This is a genomic window from Phenylobacterium zucineum HLK1 (assembly GCF_000017265.1).
GTDB lineage: Bacteria > Pseudomonadota > Alphaproteobacteria > Caulobacterales > Caulobacteraceae > Phenylobacterium > Phenylobacterium zucineum.
This window is the reverse complement of record NC_011144.1, coordinates 486001-500447: the sequence shown is the minus strand read 5'-3', so window position 1 is coordinate 500447 and position 14447 is coordinate 486001. Positions and strand designations below refer to the sequence as shown.

The following is a 14447-nucleotide window of genomic DNA, read 5'->3' as shown; positions in this document are numbered from 1 at the left end:
CCCCCACGAGCGGTTCGAGCCTCAGGCCGACTGGCTCTGAATCACCGCCAGCCCGGCCAGCATCAGGACGTATCCCGCCGCCATCCGCCAGCCCAGCGGCTCCTTGAACAGCAGCCAGGCCACCACCGGGATGAGCCCGGTGCCGGCCAGAGCGAAGGGATAGGCCTTCGACAGCGGCACCCGGGTCAGGATGTAGAACCAGAAGATCGCCGTCAGCCCGTACCAGGCCAGCGCCGTCATCAGCGGCCAGTTGCCGGCGAGCTTGGCGACCAGCGTCCCGCTCTGCCGGCCGTGGTGGACCGCCGCCCACTTGAACATCGCCTGGCCCACCGGCAGGGCCAGCGAGAAGCCGGCGCACAGCAGCATCTCGCGCGGGGTCACGCCGGCGCCTTCCCGGCCTGCATCCTCTCCACCGCCCGCAGGAAGGGGTGGATCGGGCGGCTCGGCACGTTCAGCACGTCGAAGTTCATCGCCTGCAGCAGCAGCTGGGCGCCCAGGATGATCGGCAGGGCGGCCATCATCACCACGCCGGCCGAGGCGATCTGCCCCGGATCGCGGTTGGCGAGGTAGCTCAGGCCGTATCCGAGGCCGAACAGGATCGAGAAGATCCCGAACACCAGCTCCAGGCTGGCGGCGTTGAAGTCGCGGACGAAATACTGGCCCAGCACCCGCTGGACGAAGTTGCGCAGGTGCTTCAGCGCGAAGGGCCCGACGATCCGGCCGATGCGGATGTTGCTGACCTCGTCGGCGTAGCGCGCCGGCATCGGCACGTCGCGCACCACCGCCCGCAGGGTGCCCAGGTGGTAGAGCAGGTCGGTCTCGAAGAAGAACCGCCGTGAGACCCGCTTCTCCATCACCAGCCGGGCCACGTTGGCCTCGATGGCCGTGTAGCCGTTGGTGGGATCGAAGATGTTCCAGTAGCCGGTGGACAGCTTGGCCGCGAAGCTCAGCACCGCGTTCCCGAACACCCGCACCGCCGGCATGGTCTTCAGGTGGCTGATGGAGGTGAAGCGATTGCCCTTGGCGTAGTCCGCCTCGCCGAGGAGGATCGGAGCCACCAGATGGGCGGCGTGCTCCAGGTCCATCTGGTCGTCGCCGTCCACCTTCACCAGCACCCGGCCGCCCCGGCGCGCCGCCTCGCCGTAGCCGGCCAGGGTGGCGCCGCCGACGCCCTGGTTCTGCGGCAGGCGCACGACCACGACGCGCGGGTCCTTCGCCTCGGCCTCGATCAGCTCGCCCGAGCGGTCCGGGCAGGCGTCGTCCACGCAGACGATCCCCTCGATCCAGGACGGCGCCTTGGCGATGACGTTCAGGATGTGGGCGCGGACCTTGAAGCAGGGGATCACCAGCCACACGCCGGCGTCCTCGAGCGCCAGGCGCGACGGCGGCGCCAGCGCCGCCAGATGCGACTCCAGGGGCGGATGCTGCGGGTCGCGGGCGATCTTGTCGATTGAGGTCATCGTGGCGAGGTCATGCTGGCTCGGCCCTTCGGCCGGCCCGGCTAGCACGGAAGCGCCCGGACTGGCAAAGCGGCGCCGGTCCCTCGCCTTGCGCCGCCCCCGGCCGCCTGATACCTCCGGCGCCTTCGCGTCGGGAGTATCATGCAGACGGCTGCCCACATGCTGCGGACCGGCCAGCGCGGCGGCCTGTTCCAGCTCCAGATGGCGTTCCGCGACCTCAAGGGCTCGGGCCAGCGCCTGGGCCTGGCCTGGTCGCTCGCCTGGCACGACATCGTCTCGCGCTACCGCGGGTCGATCCTCGGCCCCTTCTGGATCACGCTCTCGATGGGCCTGATGGTCCTCGGGATCGGCTTCCTCTACGCCAATCTCTTCAAGATCCCGATCAGCGAGTTCCTGCCCTTCGTGGCGCTCGGCATCGTCTTCTTCGGGGCCATGGCCGGCATCATCAACGAGGGCTGCGAGACCTTCGTCCAGGCCAAGGGCATGCTCTCGCAGACCAGCCTGCCGATGTTCACCTTCGTCTGGCGCACGGTCCTGCGGAACCTGATCAGCCTGGCGCACCACCTGGTGATCGTCGTCGCGGTCCTGACCTATTACGACTACTGGGGCGTGGCGAAGCCGCTCGTGGCCCTGCTCGGCGTCCTGCTGATGGTGCTGAACGTCAGCTGGATCAGCATGCTGGCGGGGATCGCCTCGGCCCGCTTCCGCGACATCCCGCAGATCGTCGTCTCGATCATGCAGTTCGCGATCTTCATGACGCCGGTGTTCTGGACGCCGAACCGCTTCTCGAGCGAGCACATGGCGGTGCTGCACTTCAACCCCTTCTTCCACCTGCTCGACGCGATCCGCGCGCCGCTGCTCGGCGACGCGGTCTCGCCGACCACCTACGTGGTCCTGGTGGCCATGGCGGCGGGCGGCTGGATCCTGACCTTCGCCCTCTTCGCCCGCACCCGCCGCCGGATCGTGCACTACCTATGAGCCAGCCTCCCGTCTCGATCACCTGCACGGGGCTGACGATCCGCTTCCCCGTCTACGGCGTCGACGCCAAGTCGCTGAAGAAGTCGCTGGCCCGGGTGGCGGTCGGCGGCAAGCTCGGCCGCCACTTCGGCTCGACCGACGTCACCGCCCTGCAGGACCTGAACCTCGAGCTGAAGGCGGGCGACCGCCTGGGCCTGATCGGCCACAACGGCTCGGGCAAGACCACCCTGCTGCGGGCGCTCTCGGGCGCCTACGAGCCCGACGAGGGCACCATCGACGTCCACGGCCGCATCGCCGCCCTGCTGGACCTGTCGCTGGGCATCGACCTGTCGGCCACCGGCTACGACAACATCCGGCTGCGCGGCCGGATCGCCGGCCTCTCCGCCAAGGAGATCGAGGCGCGGCTGCCCGAGATCGCCGAGTTCACGGGGCTCGGGCCCTTCCTCGCCATGCCGGTGAAGACCTATTCGGCGGGCATGCAGGCTCGTCTCGCCTTCGCCACCGCCACCGCCGTCGAGTGCGACGTGCTGCTGATGGACGAGTGGATCGCCGTCGGCGACGCCGACTTCCAGAAGCTGGCGCACAAGCGCCTGCTGGGCCTGGTCGAGCGCGCGGGGATCCTGGTCCTGGCGACCCACGACGTCGACCTCCTGCGGCTCTACTGCAACAAAGTCATGCGGCTCGAGGGCGGCGTCGCCTCCGAGGTCACCGACATCCGCAAGCTGGACGAGCTTCTGGCCGCCTGACGGTCGGCCTGTTAGGCAGGGCCCAGGAAGTCGGGCGTGGACGTCATCTTCACCATCGTGTCGCGGAACTACGCGGCCCAGGCGGCGAGCCTGATGCAGAGCCTTCGCCAGGCGGAGCCGTCCGCGCGCCGGGTCGTGGTGGCGGCCGACGGGCCGATCCCCGAGCTGGCCGGCGTGGCCGAGGTGATCGAGGCCGCCGACCTCGGCGCGCCGGTGCGGGACATGAGCGTCTACTACGAGGCGCTCGAGCTGAACACGGCGGTGAAGCCGTTCGTCTTCCGCACGATGCTGGCCTGGGACGGCGTGGACAGCGTCACCTACCTCGACCCCGACATCTGGGTCTTCCGGCCGCTGGCGCCGGTGCGCGAGGCCCTGGCGCGCACGCCGCTCTGCCTGACGCCGCACACCGTCCGGCCGCTCACGACGCCGGGCAGCCCCACGAACGAGGACCTGGCCAGATCGGGAACCTACAACCTCGGCTTCCTGTCGGCGCGGCGCGATCGGCAGGTGGACGCCCTGCTGGACTGGTGGGCCGAGCAGTGCCGCTTCGACTGCCGGGTGGACCTCGAGGGCGGCGTCTTCACCGACCAGAAGCACATGGACCGGGCGCCGGAGTTCGTGCCGGGCGCCGCCATCCTCACCCATCCAGGCCTCAACCTCGCCTACTGGAACCTGGAGGGCCGCACGCTCGCCCGCGGCGCCGACGGCTGGACCGTCGACGGCGAGCCCCTCGTCTTCTTCCACTTCTCAGGCTTCGACCCGGCCCGCCCGCTCGACCTTTCCAAGCACCAGACCCGGTTCCGCGTGGCGCGCGGCTCGCCCCTGGCGGCCCTGCTCGCCGACTACGCTCGCGCGTTGAACGCCAACGGGCATGCGCAGGCCAAGGCGCGCGGCTACGGCTTCGACCGGTTCGCCTCGGGCCGCCGGGTCACGCCGGCCATGCGCAGGGCCGCCCTGGCCGCCGCCCGGGCGGGCGAGACCTTCCCGGACGGGCTCGGTCCCGCCACCGAGGCCTGGATGGACGCCGAGGCCCCCGCCGCGCCCGGCCTCACCCGCGTCCAGGCCGCGATCGCGCGCGAGCGCCCGGCGGCCGCCTTCCCCTGGTGGTTCGTCCCCAACGCCGAGGCCCTGGGCGCCGACCGACCGTCGGCCGACGCGGCGCGGAAGCTCAAAGGTCCGACAGAGCCCGCCCAGCGCTACAGCAACGACGAGCTCACCGCCTGGTGGATCGGCCCCGAGGCGATCGCCGGCCGCTTCGAGATGGACGCCCTGCCCGACCATGAGTTCGACCGCCTGCTGGCCGAGCCCTGGATCATGGCCCGGGCGGCCGAGCTCTCGGAGACGGAGGCCCGACCCTCCGAACTGCGCCGGACGCTCTTCGCCGCCTTCGGAGTCCCGCATGCCGCCGGCTGGCCCGAGCGCCTGAAGGCGCCGCTGCAGGCGCCGCACCTGGCGCGCGCCGAGGGCCTGCCCCGCCCGTTCGTGCGCCTGTTCCGCGAGATCTGGGACGCGCGGCCCGACGTGCAGCGGCTCTATCCGCTGGACCGCCCGCTCGGCCGGTTCCGCTTCCTGCGCTGGCTGCTCGCCGGGGGGCTGGCCGAGTACGGCGCGCCGGTCGACAGCCTGCCCGCCGACGTCCTGGCCCATCCCCTGACGCGGCTGGCGCGCGCCAGCCTGCGGCGATGAGCGTCCGCGCCCTGCAGGGCCTCTGGCGGCGGGCGCTGCCCGAACCGCTGCGGCGCCTGGCGGGCCCGGCCGTGCGCCAGGGCCTGCGGACCTACGTCCACGCGGCGGGACGTCCGGCGCCCCTCGACAACGCCGGAGCGCTGCCGATCCGCCTGGTCGGCCTGTTCGACGGCGCCCACGGCATCGCCGCCTCGGCTCGGCTGGCCCGGCGCGCCTTCGAGGCGGTGGGCGCGCCCGTGGAGACGGTCAGCGTCGGCGCCGGCCTCGATGGCGGGGCGCGCCTCGACAGGCCCACGCCCGGCCTTTGGATCTTCCACCTGAACGCCCCCGAGCTGGTCGGCGCCCTGGCCTCGCTCGGCCCGCGCCGGGTGCTGGGGCGCCGCTACGGCTACTGGGCCTGGGAGCTGCCGCGCGCGCCCGCCGACTGGCTGGCCGACGCCAGGCTCGTGGACGAGATCTGGGCCCCCAGCCGCTATACGGCCGGCGCCTTCGAGGGCGTGCGTCCGCCCGTCCGGGTCGTGCCCCACCCGCTGTTCCTGGAGGACTACGAGGGCGTCGCGCCCGCGCCGCGCGCGGCGGCGTTCCAGGCCGTCACCCTGTTCGACTTCAACTCCTCGGCGGCCAGGAAGAACCCCGAAGGCGCGATCGCCGCCTTCCGCCGCGCCTTCGGCGAGGACCCGGCCTGCGAGCTGGTGATCAAGACCCAGAACGGCGGCGCCCATCCCGCGGCCCTGGCGGCTCTGCGCCGGCTGGCCGGCCCCACTGTGCGCATCGTCGACGCCGTCTGGCCCTACGCCCAGGTGAAGCGGCTGATCGCCGGCGCCGACGTGCTGATCTCGCTGCACCGCGCCGAGGGGTTCGGCCTGACCATGGCCGAGGCCATGGCGCTGGGCACCCCCGCCCTCGCCACGGCCGCGACTGGGAACCTCGACTTCATGGACGAGTCCTGCGGCCTGATGGTCCCGTGGACCCCGACGCCGGTCGCCGACCCTCAGGGCATCTACCGCGGCCAGGCGTGGGCCGAGCCCGACATCGAGGCGGCGGCCGAGGGCCTGCGCCGGCTGCGGGCCGACCCCGCCCTGGGCGCCCGCCTCGCCGAGGCGGGTCGCCGGCGCGTGGCCGAGCGGCTGTCGCCCGCGGCCTGGCTCGCGACCCTGCCGGCCGAGGTCCAGGCCGCGGTGAAGGCCGCGGCGGCGGGCTAGCGGCCGGATCTAGCGGTCGGGGCTGTTGGCCGCGCCGGCGGCGGGCGTCTGGGCCGGCGCCGTCTCGCGCGGCGGGTCGCACTTCCCGGCGCGCGCCTGCACCACGTAGAACAGCGCCCTGCCCTCGGCGAAGCTGTTGTGCTCGGCGATGGGATTGGTCGGCTCGCCGGTCAGCAGGCTGGGCGCCTCCATCGGCGGGCCGCCGCCGGCCGCCTGGCTGAGCGTCTGCTGGTTCCAGCGGGCCAGGGGCGCGGAGCAGGCCGCGAGCGCCGCCTGGGCGACAGCCCCGGCCTCGTCCGTGGACCGGGCGAGGGTGTAGCCCCAGCGGTGCAGGCAGTCGTCCACCGCCGCGCCGCCCTGGTCGAGGCCGCCGGGCGCCGCCGCCTGGCCGGGCGCGGCGAAGGGCTTGCACAGGCCGTCAGCGTCGCCGGCGGCGGCGCGGGACCGCCCCTGGCCGCCCTCCTGGCAGGCCGCCAGGCCGGACGCAGCGGCCGCGACGGCCGTCAGGATCAGGACCTTGCGCATGCGTCACCCGCAGACGCGGGCCGGGGCGTACACCACCTGGCCGTACTGGTCGTAATAGGCGCGGTTCTCGTACCGGCAGGTCGCACGGCGCGGCGCCGGCGCGTAGGAGGCCTGGCGGTAGCTGCGGCTCGCCGCCTGCGGACGCGGGGCGGGGCGCTTGCACTTGGTGAGCTGGTTGCCCGCGACGCCGCCCACGGCCGCGCCGAGCAGCGTGCCTTCCGTGCGGTCGCCGCGACCGGCCACCACATTGCCCAGCAGCCCCCCGGCCACGGCGCCCACCACGGTGCCGGTGGTGCGCTTGGGACAGGCCGCCTCGCTGGCGGCGGGCAGGGCGGCCACGGCGAGCGCGGCGCCTGCGATCATGCCGATCCGCATGTCGTTCTCCTCTGCGTGCAGCCTCCTGCGCGAGGCTCGACGGGGAAGAACGTGCGTCCGCGCGATCGGATGCCGCCGTTACGTCAGCCAGTCGACGAAGCCGTGCTTGGCCATCCACCCCAGCGCCAGCTCGGTCCGGCGGCGCTCGTCGGCCGGGAAGGCCAGCAGGATCTCGCGCACCGTCATCGCCCGCCCGCCGGCCAGGAGGTCCAGCACCTGCGCGCAGGCCTGCACCGGCGCGCGCAGCGCCCCATAGGCCCCGTCGAGCGCGACCGCCTCGGTCCCCAGCACGTCCTGGGCCGTCACCCCGAGGCCGGCGGCCAGCCGGGTGTCGAGCGTGAGCGTGTCGGTGGCGAAGTGGGCGAAGTCGCGGAAGGGGTCCCCCCGCACCGGGTCAGACTGCCGGCCTGCGGGCGGATCCGCGGCGGCGGCGCGGATGGCGGACAGCTCGTCCACCAGTTCGCGGTACTGCCCGGCCACCACCGGCCAGTCGAAGGCGGTCCGCACGCGGGCGCGCCCCGCCTCCCCCATCCTGCGGCGCAGGTCGGGCGAACGGATCAGCGCCGCGAGCGCCTCGGCGCAACGGCCGATGTGGACCGCCGTGTGCTGCGCCAACGCCCCGACATAGGTCTGGTAGCTGTCGAGGCCGAAGACGTGGCGGGCCGCGATGGTCCCGCCCAGGCCGCCGCTCTCGGGGCCGCCCAGGGTCGGGATCAGGAACCCCTCCTCGCCGTGGCGCACCGTGAACCGGTAGCCGTCCCAGTCGCTGGCCACCACCGGCAGGCCGGCGGCCATCGCCTCGAGCGGGGTAATGCCGAAGGTCTCCTGGATGTTGTCCACCAGCGACAGGAACACGTCGGCGGCGGCCCACAGGTCGCCCAGCCGCGCGCGGTCGTTGCCGTCCTCGAACCGCACGTCCACGTCCGGCGCATAGGCCGCCGCGGCCTGGGCGTAGTGCGCCCGGTCGGCCTCCCGCGGGAACCAGCCCGCCATGGCGAAGGCGACCTTCGCTCCCGTCATGGCCGCCGCCTGCTGCACGGCGCGGAACATGGGCTGCGGGAAGGCCTTCTCGAAGAACGACAGCCGCCCGACCCAGAGCACGAGCACGTCGTCGCCCGTCAGGCCCAGCTCGGCCCGGACCCGGCCGCGGGCGTCCGGACGGTCGGCCGTGCGCCGGAAGGCCTCGGCCTCGACGCCGAGCGGCACGATGGGCAGGGCGGGCGGCGCGGGCGGCTTGCCGCCGGTCCGCTCGGCCAGATGCTCGCCCAGCTCGGCGAACATGCGGGCCAGGCCGTCCTGCACGCTGGGCGAGGTGCAGATCACCGCGTCCCAGGGATGCACCGGCGCCGACAGGCTGGCGGCGATCAGCTCGCGCACCGCCGGCGGGGCCAGGGTGTGGGCCAGGCCCAGCAGGCTGTACCCCCGGTCGCCGCAGGCCCTGCGGCGCAGCCAGGCGAGTTCGCTGAGGTAGGGCTGCCCGCGCAGAAGGGCGCCCGATGCGGCGGGCAAGCCGGTGTTCAGCAGCCAGCCCGAAGCCAGGCGGGTCTGCGAGCCGGAGTCCTGGATCAGGCCGGCGGCGAGATCGGCTTCGCTCGGCGGCCGGGCGCTGAGGATGTCCAGCTGCTCGAACCCGCCCGACTGGGCCAGCGCCCGGATGAGCTGGAGGTTGGCCACGTCCTTGCCGAACGGGTTGGCGCCCAGACCCAGCGCGCCCGAGGGGTGGAAGACCGACAGCCGGCTCAAGGACGCCGTCCCGGCGGACCGTTCGACGCCAGCTCCTGCTTCATGGCCGCGATCACCGGGGCCCAGTCGCCCGGCGTCTCCTGCCGCCACAGGCGAAGCGACGGGTACCAGGGGGAATCCGGCCGCCGCCGCAGCCAGCGCCAGTCGCAGCCGACGGCCGGCAGCATCACCCAGCACGGCCGCCCGAGCGCCCCCGCCAGGTGCGCCATGGCGGTGTCGGTGGTGATCACGAGGTCCAGTTGCTCGAGGATGGCCGCGGTGTCCGCGAAATCGCCGCGCGGCTCCTGCAGGTCGATCAGCCGCACGTGCTCGGCCAGCGGCTGCAGCAGCTCGGGCGAGGGCAGGCCGCGGTAGCGTTCCACCGGCTGCGCGGGGTTGCCGTGCCAGACGAAGCCCACCCCGCCCTCCGGCGCGAAGCCCTTCCACGCCGCCCGCGCCGCCTCGGGCGCGCGAAGGTACGGCGCGGCCGGCAGGGTTTCGAGGGTGACGCCCAGCCGGTGCGGCAGCGAGAACGGCAGGGCCCAGACGTCGTGCGGCGGCGCGGCCACCCGCCCGGTCATCTCCAGCACCTCGTCCACGCCCTCCAGCGTCCCGAACAGGCGCACCAGCGCCCGCGTGGGCGCCACCATCACCCGCCCGGCGCCGGCGGCCTTCAGCGCCGGGATGAAGCGGGCCATCTGCAGCTCGTCGCCGTAGCCCTGCTCGCGCCAGATGAAGACCGAACGGCCCTCCAGCGGGCCGCCGTCCCACTCCGGCGTGGACATGGACCGCAGGGGCGTCCGCGCCCGGTCGTCGCGCAGCTCGTACAGCGGCAGGCCCGCGGCGTAGTCGCCCTCGCCCAGCCAGGCCAGGCCCAGCCGGTAGCGGTGCAGGCGGTCGTCCGGCGCGAGGGCGAGCGAGCGGGCGATGCAGGCCCGCGCCTCCTCGTAGCGCTGGGCGACGATCAGCAGGTTGGCGAGGTTCGCCAGGCCCGACAGGTGGTCCGGCGACAGCCGCAGGCAGTCCCGCAGCGCGGCCTCCGCCTCGGCGAACCGGTCCTGGTTGCGCAGGATCGAGGCCAGGTTGGCCAGCACGTCGGCGCGCAGCCCCCGGTCCGGCCCGCCGGCGAGCACGGCCTCGTAGAGCCTGCCGGCCGCCGCGTGGTCGCCGGCCTGGTGCCGTTGGACCGCCTGGTCGAACAGCCGCCTGAGCGCCGCCGGATCGGACGCCGGCCCGACGGTCGCGCGCTGTCCTTCGTGTGCTCCCGATCGCATGCCCCAGGTCTAGAGGAGTTCCGGAAAAGCCCCAAGGCGTGCGGCTTGGCCTGGCCGCCGCACCCCTTTAAACCCGCCGCCGAGGCTCCTTCCGGGGCCACCGGAGGGGGCGTGGGCGTGATCGATCTGGCGGGTCTCGAGCGGGCGGCCTTCAATCGGGAGCCGGACCGCTGGGCCAAGGCGGTGGACGCGCTCCGGGCGCTGCTCCAATCCGGCGCGCCATCCACGCCCGCGGAGGCGGCGCGCCTGGCGACGGCGCTGGCCACGATCATCGCCGATCCGGCGGCCCCGCCCACCGTCGACCAGTTCCAGCAGGCCCTGCTCTTCCGCCAGGAGCTGGAGACCCTCGTCCGCGCCAGCCCGCTGGGCTCGCTCGACCATGTGCTCCGCGCCATGGGCCTGCAGCCGCGGGGCGGGACGCCGGCCGCGGGGGCGGTGGATCCGCAGCGGCTGGCGAAGGCCTGCCTGCTGCTCACCCTCGATTCCGACGTGGAGTTCGGTCCCGACGACCTCCTGACCCTCCCGCCCGAGCTGGCCCAGACCGCCTACATCAGCCTGGTGGGGTCCAAGCCGGTGGTCTCGGCCCTGGGCGCCGAGCGGCGGGAGGCCTTCCTCGACCGCGCCGAGGCGCTGCGGCCCGCGCCGTTGCCGCCGACGCTGAACCACCTGGTCGCCCTCAGCACCGCCTGGATGCTGTGCAGCTACGCCAGCCACCCGCGCAAGCACGCCCTCAAGGCCGTGCTCAACCGCACGCTGGTCGACCTGGCCGGCCGCATCCGGATCCAGGCGCCGGCGCTCCCGGCCGTCCGCACGCTGAAGGACCGGCCGCGGATGCTGGTGGCGGCCGAGATCATGCACTCCAACCACGTGCAGTTCCGCTACTTCGGCCAGTACCTGCGCCAGCTGCGCGAGCGGTTCGAGCTCGTCCTGGTGACCGAGGACACCGAGGCCGACCCCGCGGTCCGGCCGCTGTTCGACGAGGTCCACACCTTCCGCCGGGCCGGCGGCGGCGCGCACCTGGGCGAGATCGCCCGGCGGATGACCGAGGCCGAACCGGACATCGTCTTCTGGCCCAGCGTGGGAATGCGGCACTGGGGACCGCTGCTGGCCAACCTGCGCTTCGCCCCGATCCAGATGACGGCGCTGGGCCACTCGGCGTCCACGTTCTGCCCGGCGATCGACTACTACCTGACCGAGGAAGGCTACGTCTCGGACCCCGCCCTGTTCGGCGAGCGGCTGCTGCTGCTGCCGGACGAGTCGCTCGTGTTCGAACGCTCGCCGCACTACACGCCCGTGCCGCCCGACATCCGCGAGACCGCGCGGCCGCTGCGGGTGGCCCTGCCCAGCAACCTCCTCAAGCTCAACCCCGGCTTCATCGCGCTGCTGGCGCGGATCCGCGCCGCGGCCGGCCGCGAGCTCGAGTTCCACGTCTTCCCCAATGTGGGCGGCTCCGAGCTGCAGGCCATCCGCCAGACCCTGGAGCGTGCGCTGCCGGGGGCGCAGGTCCACGGCCTCATGGCCTACAACCGCTACCTTGAGCTCCTGTCCGCCTGCGACCTGAACCTCAGTCCCTTCCCGTTCGGCGGCCTGCACAGCGTCATCGATTCGCTGCGCCAGGGACTGCCGGTCGTGGCCATGGAGTGTCCCGAGCCGCATGGGCGGACCGACGCCATGCTGCTGCGCCGCCTCGGCATGCCGGAGTGGCTGATCGCCCGGGACGAGGACGCCTACGTGGCCGCGGCGCTGAAGGTGATCGACGACGACGCCGTCCGCGTGGCGCTCGGCCGCCAGGCGCTGGACCTCGACATCGACCGGCTGATGTTCGGCGACGCCACCACGCCGCTGCGCTCCGAGGTCGTGGACGCCGTCTGGTGGGCCTATCGCCACCACGACGAGGTGGCAGCCGCGGACCGCAGGGTGATCCGGCCGAAGGATTGGGCGGCGGGGTAGCCTACCGCGACAGGCGCTGGGCGGCTTCGGCCATCGCCGCGCCCAGGCGCGCCTGCCCCTCGGCGGCGATGTGCAGTCCGTCGGCCTGGCGCGGAAGCGGGCCGGTGTCCACGACGGCGACCCGGCCCTCGGGCGAGGCGACCGCAGCCTGGCCGGCCCGCACCGCCTTGGCGTACGGCAGGCCCGGTCCGGTCTGACCGACGACGATCGGCGCCTCGGACGACCAGTCCCGACGGATCGCCTGGATCAGCCCGGCCAGGTTGGGCCCGTAGGCGGCGGCCTTGGCGGGGTCGACGGCGTCTGCCTCCCCCTGCACCCACAGGATCGCGACGACCCGGGCCGGGCCCCCGTTCACCGCCAGCGCGGCCTTGGCTTCCTCAATCTCGGTGGTCGCCGCGGCGAACAGCTCCTGCGTGCCCGGCGACCAGTCCCGCCCCGGGCTCGCCGCCAAGGGGGTCGAGCCGCGGGCGAACTTCACCACATGGAGCGGGGCGTCCGGATGGGCCGCGCGCCAGGCGCGGGCGAACCCGGCCTCCGGTCCCCAGGCCCCCGGCTGCGGCCCGAAGCCCGTGTTGCGGCCGGCCGCCATCGGCTGGAAGCGGGCGCCGTCCCAGATCCTCACGTCCGGGTCTGGGCTCGCCAGCGAAGGGGGCAGGTCCGCGGCCGTGAGGCCATAGCCCAGGGCGTTCGACTGGCCCGCCACGACCACGATCGCGGCCGGCTCGTCCCCGCCCGCCCTGGCGCAGCCCGCGGCCAGCAGCAGGATCGTTGCGACGGCGGCGTGCAGGAACGACGTCTTGGCCATGGACCGGGCCTAGCGGAACGCGCCCGGGCGGGCAATCGCGGGGCCTTGGGGCGCGCCCGCCGCCATGCTAGTCCGCCGCCCCCATGGACGCCGCCATCCTCTTCGAATCCGACGCCTATCGCCTGGACGGGCCCAAGCTGATGGGCCGCCAGGCCGCCGGCAACGGCTTCCTGCGCGCCGCCGTCGCCGCCCACGCCGGACGGCCGATCTGGGGCTATTCGCCCTACGGGAACGCGGCCCAGGATTTCCGGCGCACGGTGCTGGAGTTCGATCCGGCCGGCCGCACCGAGTGGATCGCCCGCAACGATCTGGCGACGATGGCCGAGCGGCGGGTCCTGTTCCGGCCGGACGGACAGCTTGCCCCGATGGCCGAGTTCCGGCTCCGCGCCGGCCCGGCGAGCTACAGCCTCTGCGGCCTCACGCACACGCTTTCGGGGCCGCCGATGACGGCCTTCGCGGCCCTGCCCGCGGCGGCGCTGGCGCCGTGGGACGCGATCATCTGCACCTCGCGGGCGGCGGTCTCGGTGCTGGAGCAGGCGATCGGCGCGGGCGAGGAATACTTCGCCTGGCGCTTCGGGCGGGAGGTCCGCGCGCCCCGGCCCCTGCTGCCGGTCATCCCGCTGGGGGTCCACGCCCGCGACTTCGAGTTCAGCGAGGCCGACAGGGCCGCCGCCCGGTCGCTGCTGGGGCTGGCCGACGACGAGGTGGCGGTGCTCTTCGCCGGCCGGCTGGTGTTCCACGCCAAGGCCCACCCCTACCAGATGCTGCGGGCGCTGCAGGCGGTGTACGAGACGACCGGGCGCAAGATCGTGCTCGTCCAGGCGGGCCAGTTCCCCAACGAGGCGGTGGAGACGGCCTACACCACCTCGGCGCGCGACTTCTGCCCCGACGTGCGCGCCCTCTTCATCAACGGCAAGGACTTCGAGCGCTACCGGGCCGCATGGCGGGCCGCCGACCTCTTCGTCTCGCTCTCGGACAACATCCAGGAGACCTTCGGCATCACGCCGCTGGAGGCCATGGCCTCGGGCGTCCCGGTGCTGGTCAGCGACTGGGATGGTTACCGCGACACCGTGCGCGACGGCGAGGACGGCTTCCGGATCGCCACCTATGCGCCCGACGCGGGCCACGGGGACCATATCGCCAAGGCCTACGAGTCCGGCGAGCTGAACTACGACTTCATGCTGTTCCGCACCTGCCTGACGGTGTCGGTCGACTTCCCGCAGCTGGTCGATCGGCTGGGCCGCCTCATCGACGACCCCGACCTTCGGCGGCGCATGGGCGAGGCGGGCCGCGAGCGCGTGCGCTCGACCTACGACTGGTCGCACGTCTACCGCCGCTATCAGGAGCTGTGGGACGAGCTCGACGCGATCCGCACGCGGGAGGCCGCCGCCGCGCCGGACTACTGGGCCCGCGCCCCGCGCAACGCCCCCGGCCAGCCCGACCCCTTCCGCGTCTTCGCCGGTTTCCCCACCGCCAGGATCGGCCCCGACACCCGCGTGGCGCTCGCGCCCGGCGGCTCGGCCGACGCCTACCTGGCGCTGGAAGGACACCCCGTCTTCCCGCACTGGAAGGTCGCCCCGGACATCGTGCGCGCCGCCTTCGCCCGCCTGGCCGAGGGAGAGGCGAGCATCGCTGAGCTCTCTGTCGCCACGACACTGCAGCCCAGCCTCATGGTCGAGGTCGTGGGCCGGTTCCTGAAGATGAACCTGGTGCAGACCGCCTGA

At 73.7% G+C, this 14447-nt stretch carries 13 protein-coding genes; 6 read left to right on the top strand and 7 right to left on the bottom strand.

All coding sequences use genetic code 11. The features are described from left to right. Positions 1–21: 21 nt before the first annotated feature. Both PHZ_RS02600 and PHZ_RS02595 read right to left on the bottom strand, forming a co-directional pair. Positions 22–381: a DMT family transporter gene (locus PHZ_RS02600; RefSeq protein WP_049758111.1), complete on the bottom strand. Its 360-nt coding sequence runs from the start codon at positions 379–381 to the stop codon at positions 22–24. After that, positions 378–1460 (bottom strand): glycosyltransferase family 2 protein, encoded by a 1083-nt coding sequence (locus PHZ_RS02595; protein WP_148216770.1) that lies wholly within the window; start codon positions 1458–1460, stop codon positions 378–380. The genes PHZ_RS02600 and PHZ_RS02595 overlap by 4 nt, the downstream gene beginning before the upstream one ends. Before the next feature lie 141 nt (positions 1461–1601). Between PHZ_RS02595 and PHZ_RS02590 the strand changes: the two genes are divergently transcribed. Genes PHZ_RS02590 through PHZ_RS02575 form a run of 4 tightly spaced genes read left to right on the top strand, consistent with a single transcriptional unit; the run spans position 1602 to position 6072 of the window. After that, the gene (locus PHZ_RS02590; protein ID WP_012521040.1) at positions 1602–2438 is read left to right on the top strand and encodes an ABC transporter permease; all 837 of its coding nucleotides are present in this window, start codon (positions 1602–1604) and stop codon (positions 2436–2438) included. Continuing rightward, complete coding sequence (locus tag PHZ_RS02585) at positions 2435–3184, top strand: ABC transporter ATP-binding protein (protein ID WP_012521039.1); 750 nt, start codon at positions 2435–2437, stop codon at positions 3182–3184. Before PHZ_RS02590 ends, PHZ_RS02585 begins: the two co-directional genes overlap by 4 nt. A gap of 36 nt (positions 3185–3220) precedes the next feature. After that, positions 3221–4870: a hypothetical protein gene (locus tag PHZ_RS21435; RefSeq protein ID WP_049758109.1), complete on the top strand. Its 1650-nt coding sequence runs from the start codon at positions 3221–3223 to the stop codon at positions 4868–4870. Continuing rightward, the gene (locus PHZ_RS02575; RefSeq protein ID WP_012521037.1) at positions 4867–6072 is read left to right on the top strand and encodes a glycosyltransferase family 4 protein; all 1206 of its coding nucleotides are present in this window, start codon (positions 4867–4869) and stop codon (positions 6070–6072) included. The genes PHZ_RS21435 and PHZ_RS02575 overlap by 4 nt, the downstream gene beginning before the upstream one ends. Positions 6073–6081: 9 nt before the next feature. On the opposite strand, the gene PHZ_RS02570 is transcribed toward PHZ_RS02575, so the two are convergent. The 4 genes from PHZ_RS02570 to PHZ_RS02555 form a co-directional block, all read right to left on the bottom strand. Next, the gene (locus tag PHZ_RS02570; protein WP_049758108.1) at positions 6082–6597 is read right to left on the bottom strand and encodes a hypothetical protein; all 516 of its coding nucleotides are present in this window, start codon (positions 6595–6597) and stop codon (positions 6082–6084) included. A gap of 3 nt (positions 6598–6600) precedes the next feature. Further along, entirely contained in the window at positions 6601–6972 is a 372-nt protein-coding gene (locus tag PHZ_RS02565) for a glycine zipper 2TM domain-containing protein (protein ID WP_012521036.1), read from the bottom strand. 78 nt (positions 6973–7050) lie between these two features. Next, positions 7051–8715 (bottom strand): glycosyltransferase family 4 protein, encoded by a 1665-nt coding sequence (locus tag PHZ_RS02560; RefSeq protein ID WP_148216769.1) that lies wholly within the window; start codon positions 8713–8715, stop codon positions 7051–7053. Beyond that, entirely contained in the window at positions 8712–9968 is a 1257-nt protein-coding gene (locus tag PHZ_RS02555) for a tetratricopeptide repeat protein (protein ID WP_012521034.1), read from the bottom strand. The genes PHZ_RS02560 and PHZ_RS02555 overlap by 4 nt, the downstream gene beginning before the upstream one ends. A 111-nt stretch (positions 9969–10079) precedes the next feature. Here PHZ_RS02555 and PHZ_RS02550 point away from each other — a divergent pair, with 111 nt between their 5' ends. Then, positions 10080–11918 (top strand): hypothetical protein, encoded by a 1839-nt coding sequence (locus tag PHZ_RS02550; RefSeq protein WP_041373037.1) that lies wholly within the window; start codon positions 10080–10082, stop codon positions 11916–11918. Position 11919: 1 nt separating this feature from the next. On the opposite strand, the gene PHZ_RS02545 is transcribed toward PHZ_RS02550, so the two are convergent. Continuing rightward, positions 11920–12723, bottom strand: a complete 804-nt coding sequence (locus PHZ_RS02545) for a sialate O-acetylesterase (protein ID WP_012521032.1) — start codon at positions 12721–12723, stop codon at positions 11920–11922. 83 nt (positions 12724–12806) lie between these two features. On the opposite strand from PHZ_RS02545, the gene PHZ_RS02540 reads away from it, so the two are divergent. Beyond that, the gene (locus PHZ_RS02540; RefSeq protein ID WP_012521031.1) at positions 12807–14447 is read left to right on the top strand and encodes a glycosyltransferase family 4 protein; all 1641 of its coding nucleotides are present in this window, start codon (positions 12807–12809) and stop codon (positions 14445–14447) included.